Source organism: Clostridium saccharobutylicum DSM 13864, assembly GCF_000473995.1.
GTDB lineage: Bacteria > Bacillota > Clostridia > Clostridiales > Clostridiaceae > Clostridium > Clostridium saccharobutylicum.
The window spans coordinates 4,066,702-4,084,525 of the sequence record NC_022571.1 but is presented as its reverse complement, the minus strand read 5'-3'; the positions used below and the strand labels follow the sequence as shown (position 1 = coordinate 4,084,525).

Sequence of the window (17,824 nt, the reverse complement as noted above, 5' to 3'; positions counted from 1 at the left end):
CCGAAATAGAGGTCATGCATTTGTATATATATTCAAGACATAAGATTATTTACAAATTGGATATCTATATAGATAAACCGATTAAAAATTAAAGTTATGAAAAAATAAAGCCAAGGATTATGCTTAAACCTTGGCTTTACTTTATTTAGAAAGATTTGTGTACTTATGGGACTTTAAAATCATTTTCGGACTAATCCTAAAACATTATTTTCAAAATCTAATTCCATGAGAATCACCTCTTTCTGATATTATTGTGTGCAGTATTGAATTAAATATACCTATGAATAAAAATATATATGGTGAAAATTTAAATCTTTATTAAAACTAGGTACGGTATCACTAAATCAGTTGATTAGGTATAATCAAAAAAGCAATAATTACATTTTGGACTTGCTATTTTCTTTCATATACTTTAGTGAAAAATAAGCATATTTGAAGTTTAATAATAAATTATTAAAAAAATTATAATTTATTGCAACACTTTCTTAAGTTGAATTGTATTATATTTAGAAAATAAGATGTGACTTAGGCACATTCAATTTAATTGATGAAATTTAATAATTAAGTCAACTATTAAATTAGTCGATATATAGATATGTAAATCAAGACTTAGACTTATGTGGTGAATAACCAAAATAGAGGTGATGCATGTGTTTCGGTTACTCACCACATAAATATGATTTATTTGATTTGGGGCTATTTAAAATTTTTGATTAGTGATTTTTGGCTAGAGAATGGAAGGATGAGTTTTATAATGAATGAGGTTTCATTGCGTACGGATGAAATTATCTCACAAGATTTAGATCATTATGGTAATATGCTGCTGAGACTTGCATATTCATATATGAAAAATATGTATGATGCAGAAGATGTAGTTCAAGAGGTTTTTATACAATTACTTAAAAATATAGAAATCTTTGAAAGCGATGATCATAAAAAGCATTGGCTTATTTGTGTTGCGCGAAATATTTGTAAAAATAAATTAAAATCTGCTTGGTTTAAAAAACATGTAGAGTTAACAGAAATGGAATATTATGATGAGTATAAAGATAGTAGTGTTCTTAACAAGGTGATGGAGCTTCCATTAAAATATAGAGAAATTATTTATTTATATTATTATGAGGATTATACTACAGTGAAAATTGCATCTATAATAGGTAAAAAAGAATCAACAGTGCGGTCATTGCTTAGTAGAGGAAGAAACATATTAAAGAAAGAGCTAAAGGAGGAGTATGATTTTGAGTAAGAAGTACAAAGAAGAATTGGACAAGATTGTTATGAACGAAGACATGAAAAAAAGAATACTCGTTAATGTGCTCAATAAAAATATAGAGGCTAAAAGTACAACAATACCAAAAGTAAAAAAATATAATAACCTTAAAAGAAATATGCAGTTGACCGCAGCATGCACTATAGTAGTAGTAGGTCTAAGTGTTGCTAAAAGTTATCCTGAGCTTTTAAAGCATGATAATACTAATAATGAACAAAATCAAGTAATTAATGATAGCGATGATGAAAATCAAATAATCAATAATAATAACGATGATGATGAAAATAAAGCATTAAAAAATAGCGAAGAAAGTAAATCAAATGATACTAAAGACTATAGTACAAACAATAATGATGGTGCTAAAAAACATCAAATTATAAATTCACATATTGGTAATGATGAAGAACATACAAAAAGTAATTCTATAAACAAGGAAAGTAATATTGATAATAAAGAAAGTTCTGTAAACAAAGGAAGTATGGATGATTCAGAGAAAACTGAACAGTCATCAGAAATAGAACATAATGAAAAGGCTTTAGATAATTCGGTGGAGAATTCTAGTTCACCATCAAAGATAAATTCAGAAACACAAACTAATGAAAATAATGAAATGGCAAAGCCATCAGGTTTTGATGAACATTCAAAAGATGTAATTAATAGACAGTATAAAACAACTAGTAATGAAAATAAAGAAAACAATGATTTAGATAGTTCTTCTATGAGAACTTGTGAAGATTCGATAATAGAAGAATATAAAACAGTAGAAGAAGCTGAAGATGCAGTTAAATTAAGAATAAATTCTATAAAATTACCTAAAGGATTCAATATTGATAATATAAGTGTTATAACAAATGAGATAGTTCAAATAAATTATAGTAATGGACAAGATTGCATTACTTTTAGAGCAGGAAAAGATATTGAAAATATAAGTGGTGATTATAATATATATGAAATTAAGAATACATGTGAAGTAAATGGGATAAATGTAAATTTACAAGAAAACAAAAATAAAGTATTTAATTTAGCAACTTGGAAAAAAGATGATATATCATATTCTATTTCATCAACAAATGGAATTGATGAAGATGAAATATTAAATATAATTAAAAGTAGTTTATAGTTATGTGGTAATTTACCGAAGGAAATGGTACTCTTTTGTTTCGGTTACTACAAAAAATGGTTGTGGATTTCTAATAACAAAAGTTGTTCCATTCATGCGTGATCCTTAAACAAGTTAAGGACATGCATGAATGGAACAACTTTTGTTAAAGAAATCCTACAATCATTTTTTTTATGTAACACTCCACAAAAGAGTACCAATTCCTTCTGGGTTAGAGTATACGTTAAAGCATAAGTGTGATTTATAGATTAACTATCTGAAATTAAAAGTTGATTATTTATATAAGGATGTGACTAAACAAAATTTTAAAGTAGAAAAAACATTATAAATATATTAAGTAATCTTTTTTTATAAAATTTATTCTATAAAATAAATTTTATTTCATCATCTTATATGATTACATATTGATAGAAAAATCATATAAATTCAGAAATATAAGGAGTTTTTAAATTTCATAAGCTTGAACTTAAAAAGCAATCATACATATATAAATAAACTACGAAATAGATTTAAACTTTGAAATGCATTCAATACTAGAAAGAAAGGGGATTATTTTACGTAGTGTTGCGTTGATAATTTGTCTGTAGGTATTTCTTCAGTAGAAGTTGTTCTATTCTTGCTTGTCACAAAGCTTGTCTTGGGAGCATGCAGGAATAGGACAACGTCTGCTGTTAGAAATCCACAGCCCAATTATCTAGCAACCGAGTAAAATAATCCCCTTTCTTTCGGTAAGTTACCACAGAAGTCTAAATACTAAGTTTTTTATCTATATAAATAAATTTTAAAATTTATTGCAACACTTTCTTAAGCTGAATTGTATTATATATGTAAGAATAAAAAACAATAATGAAGCGTATAGAAATTTCACCTAAAATGATGTATTAATTTATTCACTGGAAGGTAGAAATGTTGCTAAAGCTTACACTAAAACATATGATAATGAAAGTCAATATTGATTATATATTGTAAGCATTATTTGTGTTGATTTAAATGTATTTACATAAGGCGTATTAAAAAAATGAAATTTTGGAGGAAAGAAAATTATGATTAAAAGAGCAAATAAAATCACATCATTATTATTAACGGGAGCAGCTGTTGTCTCAATTATACCAGCATATGCTGCAGATATTAAGAAAATAGATTCAGAGAGCGGAACTGTTTATAATGCAATAGCATACAAAGATGGTAAAGCTTTGATTGATGGAGAAATTAAAGATACTGATGCATCTTATTATTATAGTAATGGTAAATATACTAATTTATCAAGTATTGATTCAGGTTCGGATTACTCTATATATGGAGCTAAATATGCAGAAGTAGAGGATGGAGATTATTATGTAGATTTAGATACTGGTAAAGTGACTGACGATTCTATAAGAGAAAATGCTTTAGATGATGCTCAGTCAGCATTGAGAAAAAGTATTAAAAGTGTTGATAGATATGGCAGCAATTCTAATATACCAACAGATTTGAGTAAAATTAAAGGAAATAAGTTTGGAGAAGAATGGTATGCTACGAAGTTTTATACAATAACAAAGGGGTTAGACAATGCAGGTGATAGACCAAGCATATATACTAATGCAAAGGGAAATTATATTGATGCAGATTATAATTTAGGAAAAATTAAAGTTGAAACAACAGGAGCAGGAGTTGTAGGTCAAGTAACAGTAGAAAATACAGTGGATAAAGAATCGTTAAAATATGGTACCACTAATGCTGTTACTGTAGATGCTAAAATTGTAACATCTTCCACTAATGAATTAGGACAAGACAAGGATAATATTTATAGATATACACAAATTAAATTTACTTTAGCACCTGCAAATGGTGTGACTTTGCCATCAACAGTAAAAATAAATGGTAAATTATTTGGTCTTGATGCAACTGATCATACTGTAACTGTAGATGTAATTCAAAAAATAGCTAAAGCACAAGATTCAGATAATATTAAAAATGCAAAATATTCAAAGTCCGTTACTAACTATGTGATTAGTAATGATAGTGGTATAGTTACTTCTTCAAGTTCAAATGAAGCTAATTACTTAACTTTAGCAAAATTATCAAGTACTGAAGCTAAAGTAATAGATGGAAAATTAGTATTATTTAACATAGATAATGCAAAGAGTGCAGATCCAAATGTTAAAATTCAAGCTGCTACACTAAAATCAAAAAATGGTTATTATTATACAGATGTTGAAAAAAAAGCAGATATTAAAGCTGAGTATAGTACTAAGCTGAATAAAGCAGCAGTTGATACTGATGTGGATGGAAATATTTATGTATTGGATAGTGGATATATAAAGAAATTTGATGGTACTAATGATTGGACAAAGATTTATAAGGTGGATGGATCATTTGATTCATTATCAGTTTATGATAATGACAATATGGTTGTTTGGAGTCAACATGATGAAGCTTATTCGCTAATTGGTGGAAAGAAGCAAAATGATACACCATCTGTGGTTAAAGGCTGGGTACAATCTAAAGATGGAACTTGGTCTTATAACAAAGCAGATGGAACTAAAGCTATAGGATGGATTCAAGATGGAGCAAATTGGTATTATACTAATGCATCAGGAGTAATGCAAACTGGTTGGCAATATGTAGGCGGTATGTGGTATTACTTAAACCCAACATCAGATGGTGTAAAGGGAGCAATGAAAACTGGTTGGATTAATGATAATGGAACATGGTATTATTGCAACTCATCAGGTGCAATGTTAGCTAATACAGTTATTAATGGATATGTATTAGGAAGCAATGGAGCTTGGATTAAATAATCTGGAAATTTGATGATAGCCAAAGCTGATTGTAAACTTTTTTACCCTTGAATAAAGCTATAACTTTGTTCAAGGGTGTTTTTAATTTTAATAAAAGTAAATGGGTGTTTATCTAAATAAAGTATATTATATTATGAATTATTCAACAATTGGTAGTAATAAAAATAGATGTATTTTAAGAATGAAATAAGAAATTAAATTATTTTTTATTTAAACATTGGTCCAGTATATTCTTGAAATGGAATAAGAACTGATACGCCTGTTTCATCTAATTTATATGGTGTCCCCTCAACAGGGTCTCTGCCATAAACTAAGTTCATTCCTATTGTATAAATAGTATTAGCTAAATCAGGATTTTGCAAAGCAGTACCTAGCATAAAGCCTTTTGAAATTAGTTCTTTAGCTTCAATCATTCCGTCAATGCCAACGACTGGAATTACTTTTGATTTGTTTCCGTTGTTATAGCCATATTTTTGTAATGCGTGAGCAGCACCAATTGCCATAGAATCGTCATTTGAAATTATTGCTTCTATTTGGTTGCCATATCTTAAAAACAATGCTTCAACTGTGCTTTTTGCTGATTCTGTGTTCCAATTTAAAATTGGTGATGCAAGTTCTTGCGTTTTTATTCCAGCTTGCTGAATAGTTAAAACGGAATATGTGGATCTATCAATAGATGTTTGATTAAATCTTTCACCAACTAACATAATATATTGCAATATATCATCATTATTTTTATCAATAGCTTGCTTATTACTATTCCAAGCATCTGCTATAATTTTTCCCTGCAAAGTGCCAGCTTGCTTTGAATCTGTTCCTACGAACAAAGCTTTTTTATAGGATTTAATGACATCTATTGAATATGGTTCTCTATTAAAAACTAATACTGGGACATTATATTGTGCAATTTTTTTTATCACTTCTGCTAGATCATTTATATCAACTATATCTAATAATATAAGATCAACGCCTTGATTGAGTTTATTATTAATATCTGAAATTTGTGTTGACTTATTAAATTTGGCATCATAAAAATTGAAGATAACTTTGCCTTCATTATTTTTTTGAATATCTTCAAAGTTTTTGCTAAGAGATTCTATATAATCATCATTAAGATCTTTTGTAAATAAGGCTACTTTAACAGGAAGCGTTACGGAATAGTCATTCGCAATACATTTTACCGTATAAAGATTATTTTCTAGTATTATAATGATTATAATTGCAATTATGGATATAGTTATGGTTTTCTTAAATATCTTCATTTGAATCATTCCAATCATTTGTTTGGTAATTTTAGTATATGTTTTGGAGAAAAATTTATACGGCAATAGAGCAACACAGTAGCTGCACTTTCGGTGAGTTATAACATAAGTCCAAGCACAAGTTGTTTATCTATATAGAGTTCCTCATCTAGAACTTTTCAGCGAAGTTTTCATAGTTCTATGGAACAAATATGTATCTAATTTTGGCTGGGATTCACATAAGCTCTATTCTTATAGCGGAACCCCCAAAATGGTTTATTAAGGATAAAATAAAAATGTGTTATAATTAATGGTATAATTGGAAAATAAATTTTAAAAATAAGAATCGGGGAAGATATATGAAGAAATATTACCGTGGAGTAATGTACTGTATCGGACTTGTGATACTTGCATTAGGAATTATTTTAAATACAAAGACAGGACTCGGAGTGTCTCCTATTATTTCTATTCCATATTGTATCTCAAAAATTTGGAAATTAAATTTAGGGGATATTACTATGTATACTTATATATTGTATGTAGTTTTACAGATGGTGCTTCGAAGAAGAAAGTTTCGTTCATTTGATTTGTTACAGATTCCTATGAGCATTATATTTACTAGAGTAATTAATGTTTTTAATGATAAGATAATAATAAATAACAGCAGTTTTGTAATGAATTTAATTTTGCTTATGATAGCTATAATGCTCACAGCAATTGGAGTTGTTATTACAGTTGAGATGAAGTTTGTTCCGAATGCAGCAGATGGTCTTGCACAAGCTATGGCAGAAGCGATGAATAAAAATCTTGGCTTGGCAAAAAACATTTTAGATATATTCAGTGTAATAATTACCATAGGAATTGGAATGTTTGCAGGTGGAAAAATTATTGGAATTGGTCTGGGTACTGTATTAGCTGTTATTGGAGTAGGTCGTGCTATTTCATTATTTAATATGTTGTTTAAAAATAAATTAGTAGCAATTGCAAGTTAGAATTATGTAGTATTTAACTGAAAAAAATGTATTTTTGGTTTTAGTTACTAGAGTATATGATGTTCATTTCTATTTAGGCACATTCAAAAAATAAGAAATGCTTAGTGATGTAACACTAATAAGCATTTCTTACAATATTTGTTTTGCTTTATGATTACTCAGAAAAATTAATTTTAAGATATAAAAACACTAATTGTTCATTGGTGTTTTTTTGCATAATAATTCTATTTAGGCTTGCTTACAAACATTTGTGAAAACATATTTCCATAACTACTACCATTTTTTATGCCTATACCTATATGAGTAAAGTTAGGATCTAATATATTTCTTCTGTGACCAGGTGAGTTCATAAGTGAATTATGAGCATCTTGAACATCATGGTTTCCTGCAATATTTTCCCCAGCTTTAACGTAGCTTATTCCAAAGGATTTTAGCATATCAAATGGACTTCCATACTTTGGTGAGCTATGACTGAAATAATTATTATCTATCATATCTTGGGCTTTAATTCTAGCTACATTTGTCACTTGCATATCAATCTCCAAAGGTGGTACATTATTTTGAGTTCTAGCTTGATTTATAAGATCTAGCATTTCTTGTTCTTGTGAAGTTAATGTATCTGAGTTTGTTTGTGCAGTCGGAGTTTTAGGTATTGTTGAGCTAGTTGTATTGCCCTGAGTTGGTTGTGGTGTTGCACTGGAATTTTCTTGTGTGATGTCTGTAGTTTTTGTATCAGTTACTACTGGAGTAGCTTCTTGTTTAGATACAAAGCCTATTTGACCATTTGAGAGTTTTACTGCAAACCAGTCTTCAACTTGATTAATAACATCTAATGTATTACCTTTGTCTACTGTATTAACAACAGAAGCATTATTTGAACATCCAGATCTAACATTAGAAGTATCAGCTGTGATTTTTATTTTTTTAATATCACCCATTTCAGACACAGAGGATTCTACGCCTCCTATAAGATTTTGTTGGTTTTCTGTGTTTGGTCTTGAACTACATGAAGCGGTAAAGGTTAAGAATAGTGCTGCCGCTAAAACGAAAAAGTTTTTCTTCATAAGTATACCTCCTCAACAAAAATGTACAGTATTAATATTTACTATAAAAAAATTTTTATAAGCTTATATTGAAAAAATAATTATTGGAATATTAAGCAGGGGAATGAGCATTTATTAAAAATAAGGCTAAGAATTATATTTAAATATTGGTTTTACTTTATCTACAAAGATATGTGTAATTATGGCGAGGTTTTAAAATTAGTACATGATTGAAATTATTTATGAAGGTGTTATAATAATTATAAAAATAAATAAAAAAATAATTTCTTTGTCGCCGGATAAAGAAATTAGGCACATGAAAATAAATAATAAGTTCAATTTGCTGTGGACATTTTTCATCAGGCAAGGAGGCAAGTTGCCTTCATAGCGGTGTTATTATGTCAATTTGTTGATGTAGTATGATGGAAAATAGGCCGATAAATGGACTCGTTATTTTTTGATATGCCTTAATAAGCGTTTAAATTTCACACCGCAGGCCTTTGAAAGTGTGATGTTTAAGCGCTTTATTTTTTAGGGGAGGATTGTTATGTTGGAAGAAAATAATTTAATAACTATCAAACAATATAATTCTTTATGTGAGGAAGCAAAGCATATTAGGATGGAAGTGTTTGTGAAAGAGCAGGGATTTAAAGATGAATTTGATGAATGGGATAATAAAGTATCACATGTAGTATTATTTGTAGATGGAAAAGCAGCTGGTACTGGAAGATTATTGCCTGGGAAAAGTAACAAGATTTTTATTATAGGCAGAGTGGCAGTATTAAAGAAATATAGAAAGCTGCATCTTGGAAGTAAAATTATAAGTGCATTAGAAGAAATGGCTAAAACATTGGGTGGAATAAGTATTGAATTATCAGCACAATGCACAGCTCAGAGGTTTTATGAAAAGCTCGGGTATGTTGCAAGTGGAGAAATATATTTAGATGAATTTTGTAAGCATATTCATATGGAAAAGCAACTATACGGTAAGGAGATTAATCATGTCATTTAAGTACATTATACCAATTATTATAATTATTATATCTAATGTTGTTTATCATAATACAGCTAAGAATATACCCAAAGAAGCAAATTCATTTTTGTCATTAGCAATAACTTATTTCGTAGGGGTTATTATTGCTATAGCGATGTATTGTTTGACATCTAAACCTAGTAAGATTTTAACAGAGATACATGAAATAAATTGGACAAGTTATGTTCTAGGAATATCAATTGTAGGTGTGGAAATTGGGTATATGTATATGTATCGAGCAGGCTGGGACATAAGCAAGGGTTCATTAATTGCAAATATCCTAGTAGCAATAGTGTTAATTATTATTGGCATTTTATTTTATAAAGAACATATTGGAGTATATCAAATAGTAGGAATTATATGTTGTATAGTAGGATTGATTTTTATTAATTTCAATTAAAGTCTTATGTTATAATTGTTTAAAATATTAGAATCAAGTTAGCTAGTTAATCATAATTATGCACATGAAAGAAAATAACAAGTCCAAAATAATTTTGACAGATGGAAGTGTTATTTTTTGAATGTACCTTAAACGAGGGGGATAAGAATGAAATTTAGGAAATCAGTTGAAACAGATATCAATGATATAATGAATATTATAAGACAGGCTCAAGATTATTTTAAAGAACAGGGAATAAATCAATGGCAGGACAATTACCCTAATAATTGCACAATAAGTAATGATATTGCTAATAAAAATAGTTATGTACTTTTAAAAGACAATAAAATTGTTGCTACAGTAGCAATTTCCTTTGATGGAGAAAAAACATATGATTCTATTTATGAAGGTGAATGGATTAGTAATAATGAATATGCAGTTATTCATAGAATAGCTGTTGATAATACTTATAAGGGATTAGGATTATCATCTGCAATTATTAAATATGCACAAGAGCTTTGTTTAAATAAAGGTGTACATAGCATAAAGGTAGATACACATGAAGAAAATATCTCAATGCAAAAGTTACTTGAGAAAAATAAATTTAAATATTGTGGAATAATTTATTTAGAAGATGGAAATAAAAGAATTGCATTTGAGAAAATACTACACTAAAAAATAAATAAAATAATAGGATTTATTAAACTTGAATATATTGTATTATTTAAATTATATATTAGACACATTAAAAAAATTTTAAAGGAGTAATTAGATGTATACAGCAGATTATTTTGTAAAGAATTTAAATATGATATCTCATCCAGAGGGAGGATTTTATAAAGAAAGTTTTGTTTCAGGCCAAAATATATCAAATAGAGGATTAGACATTGAAAGTGAAGAATCAAAAAAACTTTGGACTAGCATATATTTTTTGCTTAGGGATGGTGAAGTTTCAAATTTTCATAGATTAAAATCCGATGAAATGTGGTACTATCATTCTGGTTCGCCACTAACTATATATATGATCACTCCAGAAGGAGAACTTATAACAGAGGAACTTGGACTTAATATTGAAAAAGGAGAAAAACCTCAAATATTAGTTCCTAAAAATTACATATTTGGCTCTGCAATGAATAATACTGGATATGCTTTAGTTGGGTGTATGGTATCTCCAGGCTTTGAATTTAAAGATTTTGAATTATTTGAAAGAAAATATTTGTTGGAAAGATATCCAGAGTATGAAAAAGTAATTCTTAAATTAACTAGAAGTTTTTAAAACAACTTGCACAAATGGGATAACGGTAGACTTGATGTAAAGGGACGTTTGCTAGAGATAGAATGTATGTATATGAGCATATTTCATATGTATCCAAGATAAAAGCACTTTTTATCCTATAGAATTTATAAAACCTTTAAAACAATGATTGAAAAATATAGAAGAAAAATAGTATAATTTATACAGCTGATATTTAATGCTTGCTATTATTTGAGCATATCAGCTGTTTTTTTACAGCTTATAATGTCAATTATAGTACTTTAATGAATAAATATTTAAGACATATATATATTCAAATTAAGCCTTAGCGTTATGTGATAGTTAATCGAAATAAAGGTTATGCATTTTTTCGGTTACTGAAAATTTTGATGAGGCTTTTAAGAATGTAAGTTTTAATATTTACATATTTGTGATTTGATTTTAAGCAATTAATTTAAATTCATTAATATATTTTGATTATATAGAGTAAGGAAAGGAAGAAAAAACATGGGGGAAAAAGAAGAAAAAAAACTTGGGAGATTAAAAAGAGCAAAAAATAAACAAAGTAAAATGATGAAGAAAACCATAGCTTCCATTGGTTGTTTAGCAGCTATATATTTAGGAATAGCATTATATTCTACTACTCATTTTAATTTTGGAACCAAGATTGATGGTGTTAATGTTGGGGGAAAAAGTGTTACGAAGGCAGAGGACATTTTATCATCTGAAATTCAATCATATAAGCTTGAATTAGATGAAAGAGGAGATTCAAAAGAAGAAATTAAAGGTACTGATATTGGATTAAAATATGATTCTGATAAGATTAAACAATTAAAGGATAATCAAAGTTCACTTGGATGGATAGCTACTCTTTTTAAGAAAGATGATACTGATGATTCCCAAATATATTCATATGATGAAGACTTATTAAATAAAGCTTTAAGCAATCTTTCATGTGTTAATAAGAAAAAGGTAACAAGACCTCAAAATGCAAGTTTTGAATATAAAGATGGAAGTTATCAAATTGTGGATGAAGTTTTAGGAGATAAGATAAATATAGATGCTCTACATGATAATGTAGCGGATGCAATTCTTAATGGAGAAGAATCTATAGATTTAGGTACGGATAATAGTTATGAAAATCCACAGTATACTTCAAAGTCAGAAGAAGTTCAAAATGCAAAAGATACTCTTAATAAATATGCATCTTTAAAAATTACTTATGATTCTCATGGAACTAAGGAAGTTTTAGATGGATCAACCATAAATACTTGGCTTGGAGTAAATGACAATATGGAAGTTACTTTTGATGAAAATAAGGTTAAGAGTTATGTAGATAAAATAGCGGGCATTTATAATACTTTTGGTTCTACAAGAAGTTTTGTTACATCATCTAAAACTACAGTGCAAGTTGATGGTGGTAATTATGGATGGATTGTAAATAAATCTAAAGAAGTGAAGGATTTAATTGAAGCTGTAAAAGGTGGTCAGGATGTAACAAAGGAACCAGCATATTCACAAACAGCAGTATCTAAAGATAGCAATGATATTGGCGATACATATGTAGAAGTTAATTTAACAAAGCAACATGTATGGTTTTATAAAAAAGGAGCCTTGGTTGTAGAAGGAGATGTTGTTACAGGTAATGTAAGTAATAATACGGGAACACCAGCAGGGACTTATGTTTTAAATTATAAAGAAAAAAATGCTACATTAAAAGGAGAAAATTATAGCTCACCAGTTGATTACTGGATGCCTTTTAATGGTAATATTGGAATACATGATGCAAGTTGGAGAAATGGTGTTTTTGGAGGAACTATTTATAAGACAAGTGGTTCTCATGGCTGTGTAAATTCACCATATTATTTAGCAAAGACAATATTTGAAAATATTGAACCAGGAACTCCTATTGTGTGTTATCAAGAATAACTGAGGCAATATGGATATCTATAACTTAAAATTTAGACTTATGTGGTAATTTATAAAAAGTTAAGAGGATTCTTTTGCTTGATTGAATTTAGAATGTTTCTATATTAATCAAACAAAAGAATCCTCTTGCTTTCTAGTTAGAATATATTGGGAAGTTTAAATTATAGATACCCAATTTAAGAATTCAACTTATTTAGGGTTAACATCTCCACTAGAAATCATATATATATTTGTGAAGGAATCATTTGAAATTTAGCTGTTGAAGATTCTTAATGGGAGCTTGTTACATTTACTGCTTGTCAAAATTAATATTTGGAACATGCAGAAATGGGCACAAGCTCCCATTTAGAATCTTCCAACGAAAATTTCATAAGTCCGACGAAACAAATATATATATGATTTCGGTGAGTTCACACATAAGTATGATCTATAGTTTATATAGAGGTTTTATCAAATAATTATCATTTTTTATATTTATGCAATACATTTTTTAAAATTTGTAAAAAATTATGTTGTCTTTTCTTTTCAAGTTGAGTATTAACTAAAGAATACATTACAGGAACAACTATAAATGTAAGGAAAGTAGCAGACGCAAGTCCAAATATTATAGTAACAGACATAGGTCCAAATAATGCACTTTTAGAAAATGCAAGTGGTATAAGCCCTGTAATAGTTGCAGTTGAACTTAATATTATTGGTCTAAATCTTTGACTTACAGCATGCACACAAGCTTCATCTATAGAAAGCCCTTCATGTCTTCCCTCAATTATATATTCTACAAGCAGAATTGCATTTCTTATAACAACTCCAATCAAGCTTATTATTCCCATTACAGCAGTTAAAGATAGTGGCATGTCACACATCAAAAGTCCTACTATTACTCCTATTAGTGATAATGGTAGTGAATAGAGTATTACAATTGGTTGTATAAATGACTTAAATTGAACAAATAGAATTAAATAAATTATTACTATAATAAGCACTCCAGCAATAGCAAGATTTGAGAAGTTATTTTCTATTTGTTTTTGTTCTCCATCATAAAGAACATTTACACCATTTAAGTCCATTTTATTAATTTCAGTTTTGACTGTATTTTCTATATCACTTGAGTTATATCCTGATTTTAAATCACTATATACTGTTACAGTCTTATCTTTCTTATAATGCTTTATTTGATCTAACTCAGAATTAAGATTTATAGATGCTACTTGTGATAACAATATTTTATTATTTGTAACACTTGATTTTACTTGAAGATTTTTCAAATCTTCTACTGAAGCAATATTACTTTTGACTAATATATCGTATTCGCTTCCACTTTTCCTATATACAGAACTGCTATATCCTTTTAATGCAATGTTCATTTGTTTCAAAATATCAGACTTTAACAAACCATATTGAGATGCTTTCGTACTATCTATATTTACTTCATATTCATATGTCTTTTTAGCTGCATCGTCTCTTACATTTGTAGTCCCTGGTATATTTTTTAAATTTTCTTGTATTTGCTCTGAAGCAGTATAAATTTTATCTAAATCATCTCCTGTAAGACGCATTCTAACAAGTGCTCCTATTGGATCTGCTTGTTCTAAAAGTTTAACTGTAGCCGTTCCACCAGAGATTTTATTGTCTAATTCACTTTGTATATGTTCAACGAGTTTTTCTCTTGTATCAAACTTTTTAGTTTTATCTAGATCTACTTTTACCATAATTTGAGCTGTATCTTTTGATGGTGTCACAGTAGGCAATGTAACATAAAAACTAGGCAGACCACCACCTATGGCTGAAGTATAATTCGTAACTTCTTCTTGTGATTTTAAAACATTTTCTACTTCTTTCACTAAATTATTTGTACTATCCAAATCTTCAACTTTTTCATTAGACACATTTATATAAATAATATTTTTATCTACATAAGGGAAGAATTGTGAACTCAATAAATTCATCAATCCCATTGATACTGAAAATATAAGTAAAGATGCTGCAATAATCTTTATTTTATGATTAAGTCCATAAGTTAAAAGCTTAGATAATAATTTTTGAATTTTATTTTCCTTTTCAGCCTTTTTACTCTTTTTAAAAAATAAAGATGACATAGCAGGAGTAATTAATAGCGCTGATATATATGAGCAAGTTATACAAATCATTACTACTTGTGGAAGCGTTCTTATAAATTCGCCGACTGCTCCTGGTATGCTTAGCAGAGGTGCAAAGGCACCAACTATAATTAATGTGGAGGTAAATACAGGCACAAATAATTTTTTAATTCCTTTAAATGCAGCCTCATCTCCTGGTAATCCCTCATCAATTCCTACCTGAACAACATCTCCTATTACAATTGCATCATCTACAAGTATTCCAAGTGCTATAATAAGTGCTGTCGTAGAAATTTGATGCACCTTGATTCCAAGAAGCTCCATAGCAATAAATGACATAGCAATAGATATTGGAATTACTGAGGATACTACTAGTGCATTTCTAATACCCATTCCTATTAGAACAGTTATAACTACAAGAATAACACCATCTCTAAGGTTTTCCATAAAGAAAGAAACTGACTCATTTACATCTTTAGGCTGGAAGGTAACCTCTTCTATATTTAAATCCTGTGGCAATTGCTTTTTTATTTCATCTAATTTTTTTCTTACATCATCACCTATTAAAACTATATTTTTATTATCTTGAAAATACCCTGCAAGCAATACTGCATTTTCTCCATTATCAGTATATTTATAATTGGAATCATCATCATAATCCATATTTATACTAGCGATATCTTTAAGTTTTATAGTTTGTCCGGTTTCTGTTGAAACTCCCACAATTGTATTTTCTATGTCTTTAAGCGATGTAAAGCTCCCGGGTGTCTGCACTTTTATTTTTCCAGTCGCTAGTTCCAAAGATCCAGAAGGAATCTCTACATTTTGTGATTGTAATACACCACATACATCTTCAAGAGAAATAGAATATTTATTTATTTTACTTAAATCCACTTTTACTTTTACTTGTTTATCCTGTTTTCCCTTTATATCAAATCTAGAAATACCACTAACATTACTTAGTTGTTTCTTTATATCATCTGCATAATTTCCTAATTGCTCATAAGAATAACTTTCACCAGTTATACTTAAAATCATACCTGCAGTTTGAGTAAGGTTGGTGTCTATTTTACTATCCTCACAGCCATCTGGAAGCTCAGCTTTTAAATCTTTTATTTTGTCTCTCAAGCTGCGCCATGCTTTATCTTTATCTGCATCATTATTTAAGTAAACAATAACTATAGATGCGCTATTTTGAGAATAAGACTCAGCATAATCATATCCATCTATTTCTTCAATTTTATCTTCAATCTTTTTTGTAACTAAACTTTCTACATCTTTAGGAGAAGCCCCTGGATAAATAGTTGTTATCATTGCCGCTGGAGATGAAACATCTGGACTTTCCTGCTTAGGAATGTAATAGTAACAGATAAAACCACTTATTATAGAAAGAAGCACCAAAAACATCACTATCTTCTTATTTTTTATAGCAGCATTAATCAATCCCATAATTCATCCTCCTTTATTCTACTGAAACCTGATATCCAGCTTTTATATTTTTCATACCTTCATTAACAAGATTATCTCCGTTCTTTAATCCATCTACACACACTTGATTTTCATTAGTTTGTCCTAAAGTTATGTTTTTCCTAACGGCACGTCCGTCTTCTACTACATATACATAGTCTTGACCGTCATTTAAAATACTTGCGATAGGAATCCAAATTCCATTCTTTTCACCTTCATTAATATAAACTTTTGCACATTGACCTATGTAAAATTTACTATTATCTATTTGATTTAACAATTTAATTTCCGCACTATATGTTCCGGATTGCTTATCTGCCATTTGAACTACATTCATAACTTCTCCGTCAGTTGTAACATCATCTATTTTAACTTGTGCTTTTGTTCCTAACTGTATTTTCTTTACATCAGTATCAGATAAACCTACAGTAACAACTTGATTTTCACTTCTAATTAAGATAACTGGATTTCCTGATGCTTGTATTTCTCCCTCTTTACAAAGAATATCTACCACATAACCATCTTCATCGGCTTTAAGAGAAGCATCTTGAGTCAAATTGACTTTCGAATCATAATCAACTTTTGCAGAATTTAATTGAGCTAGTGCTGCTTGCTTATCTTCTTCTCTTGTACCATTTTGGAGCTGCTTTAATGTTTCTTGAGCTGAATTTAAGTCATTTTCACTTCCATCTAATTTAACTTTGGTATCATTAACCTCCTGCTGTGGTATAGCATGTGCTTCATATAAGGTAACATTTTTATCATATAAATCTTTGTAGTAATTGTAATTAGCCTGAGCATTTTTTACTGCTATTTGAGCTTTGTTTATATCCTCAGATTGTGCACCATTTAATGCTTTATTATATTGCGCTGAAGCTGCAGCCATTTGAGCTTTTGAAGCTTCTGTTGCGGAATTTAAATCAGTTTTATCTAAATCAATAAGGCTGTCTCCATTTTTTATATGTTGACCTTTTGAAACGAATATTTTTGAAATTTTTGATGAACTTTTAAAAGAAAGCTTTCTAACTTCACTTCCACCTGTTATCCCTTCATATTCTAATGAAACAGGATAATTTTTATCTTGAAGCTCTATAGTTTTTACAGGATAGGTTTTAACTTCTGTACTTGGATTTGTTTTAGCACTACATCCACTAAATATTGATAGATTAAAAAGTACTAAACAAATAACTAATATTTTCTTATGCATATATCCTCCTTG

The 17,824-nt window shown here is 28.9% G+C and carries 13 protein-coding genes; 9 read left to right on the top strand and 4 right to left on the bottom strand.

The features are described 5' to 3' along the window. Positions 1–754: 754 nt before the first annotated feature. From CLSA_RS17905 to CLSA_RS17895, 3 genes are all read left to right on the top strand, one after another. Entirely contained in the window at positions 755–1,246 is a 492-nt protein-coding gene (locus tag CLSA_RS17905) for a sigma-70 family RNA polymerase sigma factor (RefSeq protein ID WP_022748488.1), read from the top strand. Then, the gene (locus CLSA_RS17900; RefSeq protein ID WP_041716339.1) at positions 1,233–2,390 is read left to right on the top strand and encodes a hypothetical protein; all 1,158 of its coding nucleotides are present in this window, start codon (positions 1,233–1,235) and stop codon (positions 2,388–2,390) included. The genes CLSA_RS17905 and CLSA_RS17900 overlap by 14 nt, the downstream gene beginning before the upstream one ends. A 1,043-nt stretch (positions 2,391–3,433) precedes the next feature. Then, positions 3,434–5,170, top strand: coding sequence for an N-acetylmuramoyl-L-alanine amidase family protein (locus CLSA_RS17895; protein WP_022748482.1), 1,737 nt, complete (start codon positions 3,434–3,436; stop codon positions 5,168–5,170). A gap of 206 nt (positions 5,171–5,376) precedes the next feature. On the opposite strand, the gene CLSA_RS17890 is transcribed toward CLSA_RS17895, so the two are convergent. Continuing rightward, entirely contained in the window at positions 5,377–6,432 is a 1,056-nt protein-coding gene (locus CLSA_RS17890) for a galactose ABC transporter substrate-binding protein (RefSeq protein WP_041716337.1), read from the bottom strand. A gap of 338 nt (positions 6,433–6,770) precedes the next feature. On the opposite strand from CLSA_RS17890, the gene CLSA_RS17885 reads away from it, so the two are divergent. Beyond that, entirely contained in the window at positions 6,771–7,403 is a 633-nt protein-coding gene (locus CLSA_RS17885) for a DUF6198 family protein (RefSeq protein WP_022748475.1), read from the top strand. A gap of 224 nt (positions 7,404–7,627) precedes the next feature. Here CLSA_RS17885 and CLSA_RS17880 read toward each other — a convergent pair whose 3' ends face one another. Beyond that, on the bottom strand, positions 7,628–8,467 hold the full coding sequence (locus CLSA_RS17880; RefSeq protein WP_022748471.1) for a CAP domain-containing protein: 840 nt from the start codon (positions 8,465–8,467) through the stop codon (positions 7,628–7,630). A 526-nt stretch (positions 8,468–8,993) separates the two neighbouring features. Here CLSA_RS17880 and CLSA_RS17875 point away from each other — a divergent pair. From CLSA_RS17875 to CLSA_RS17855, 5 genes are all read left to right on the top strand, one after another. Further along, entirely contained in the window at positions 8,994–9,458 is a 465-nt protein-coding gene (locus tag CLSA_RS17875) for a GNAT family N-acetyltransferase (RefSeq protein ID WP_022748467.1), read from the top strand. Beyond that, positions 9,448–9,879 carry an EamA family transporter gene (locus CLSA_RS17870; protein ID WP_041716335.1) on the top strand — a complete coding sequence of 144 codons (432 nt, stop codon included), beginning with the start codon at positions 9,448–9,450 and terminating at the stop codon, positions 9,877–9,879. The genes CLSA_RS17875 and CLSA_RS17870 overlap by 11 nt, the downstream gene beginning before the upstream one ends. A gap of 147 nt (positions 9,880–10,026) precedes the next feature. Beyond that, entirely contained in the window at positions 10,027–10,533 is a 507-nt protein-coding gene (locus tag CLSA_RS17865) for a GNAT family N-acetyltransferase (RefSeq protein ID WP_022748460.1), read from the top strand. A gap of 97 nt (positions 10,534–10,630) precedes the next feature. After that, positions 10,631–11,134: a cupin domain-containing protein gene (locus CLSA_RS17860; RefSeq protein WP_022748456.1), complete on the top strand. Its 504-nt coding sequence runs from the start codon at positions 10,631–10,633 to the stop codon at positions 11,132–11,134. A 486-nt stretch (positions 11,135–11,620) separates the two neighbouring features. Beyond that, positions 11,621–13,042: a L,D-transpeptidase family protein gene (locus CLSA_RS17855; protein WP_022748452.1), complete on the top strand. Its 1,422-nt coding sequence runs from the start codon at positions 11,621–11,623 to the stop codon at positions 13,040–13,042. A 461-nt stretch (positions 13,043–13,503) separates the two neighbouring features. Here CLSA_RS17855 and CLSA_RS17850 read toward each other — a convergent pair whose 3' ends face one another. Together CLSA_RS17850 and CLSA_RS17845 are read right to left on the bottom strand one after the other, a co-directional pair. Beyond that, on the bottom strand, positions 13,504–16,587 hold the full coding sequence (locus CLSA_RS17850) for an efflux RND transporter permease subunit (RefSeq protein ID WP_022748449.1): 3,084 nt from the start codon (positions 16,585–16,587) through the stop codon (positions 13,504–13,506). A 13-nt stretch (positions 16,588–16,600) separates the two neighbouring features. Then, a complete protein-coding gene (locus CLSA_RS17845) occupies positions 16,601–17,812 on the bottom strand; it encodes an efflux RND transporter periplasmic adaptor subunit (RefSeq protein WP_022748446.1) in 1,212 nt (403 codons plus the stop codon). Between the last annotated feature and the right edge of the window lie 12 nt (positions 17,813–17,824).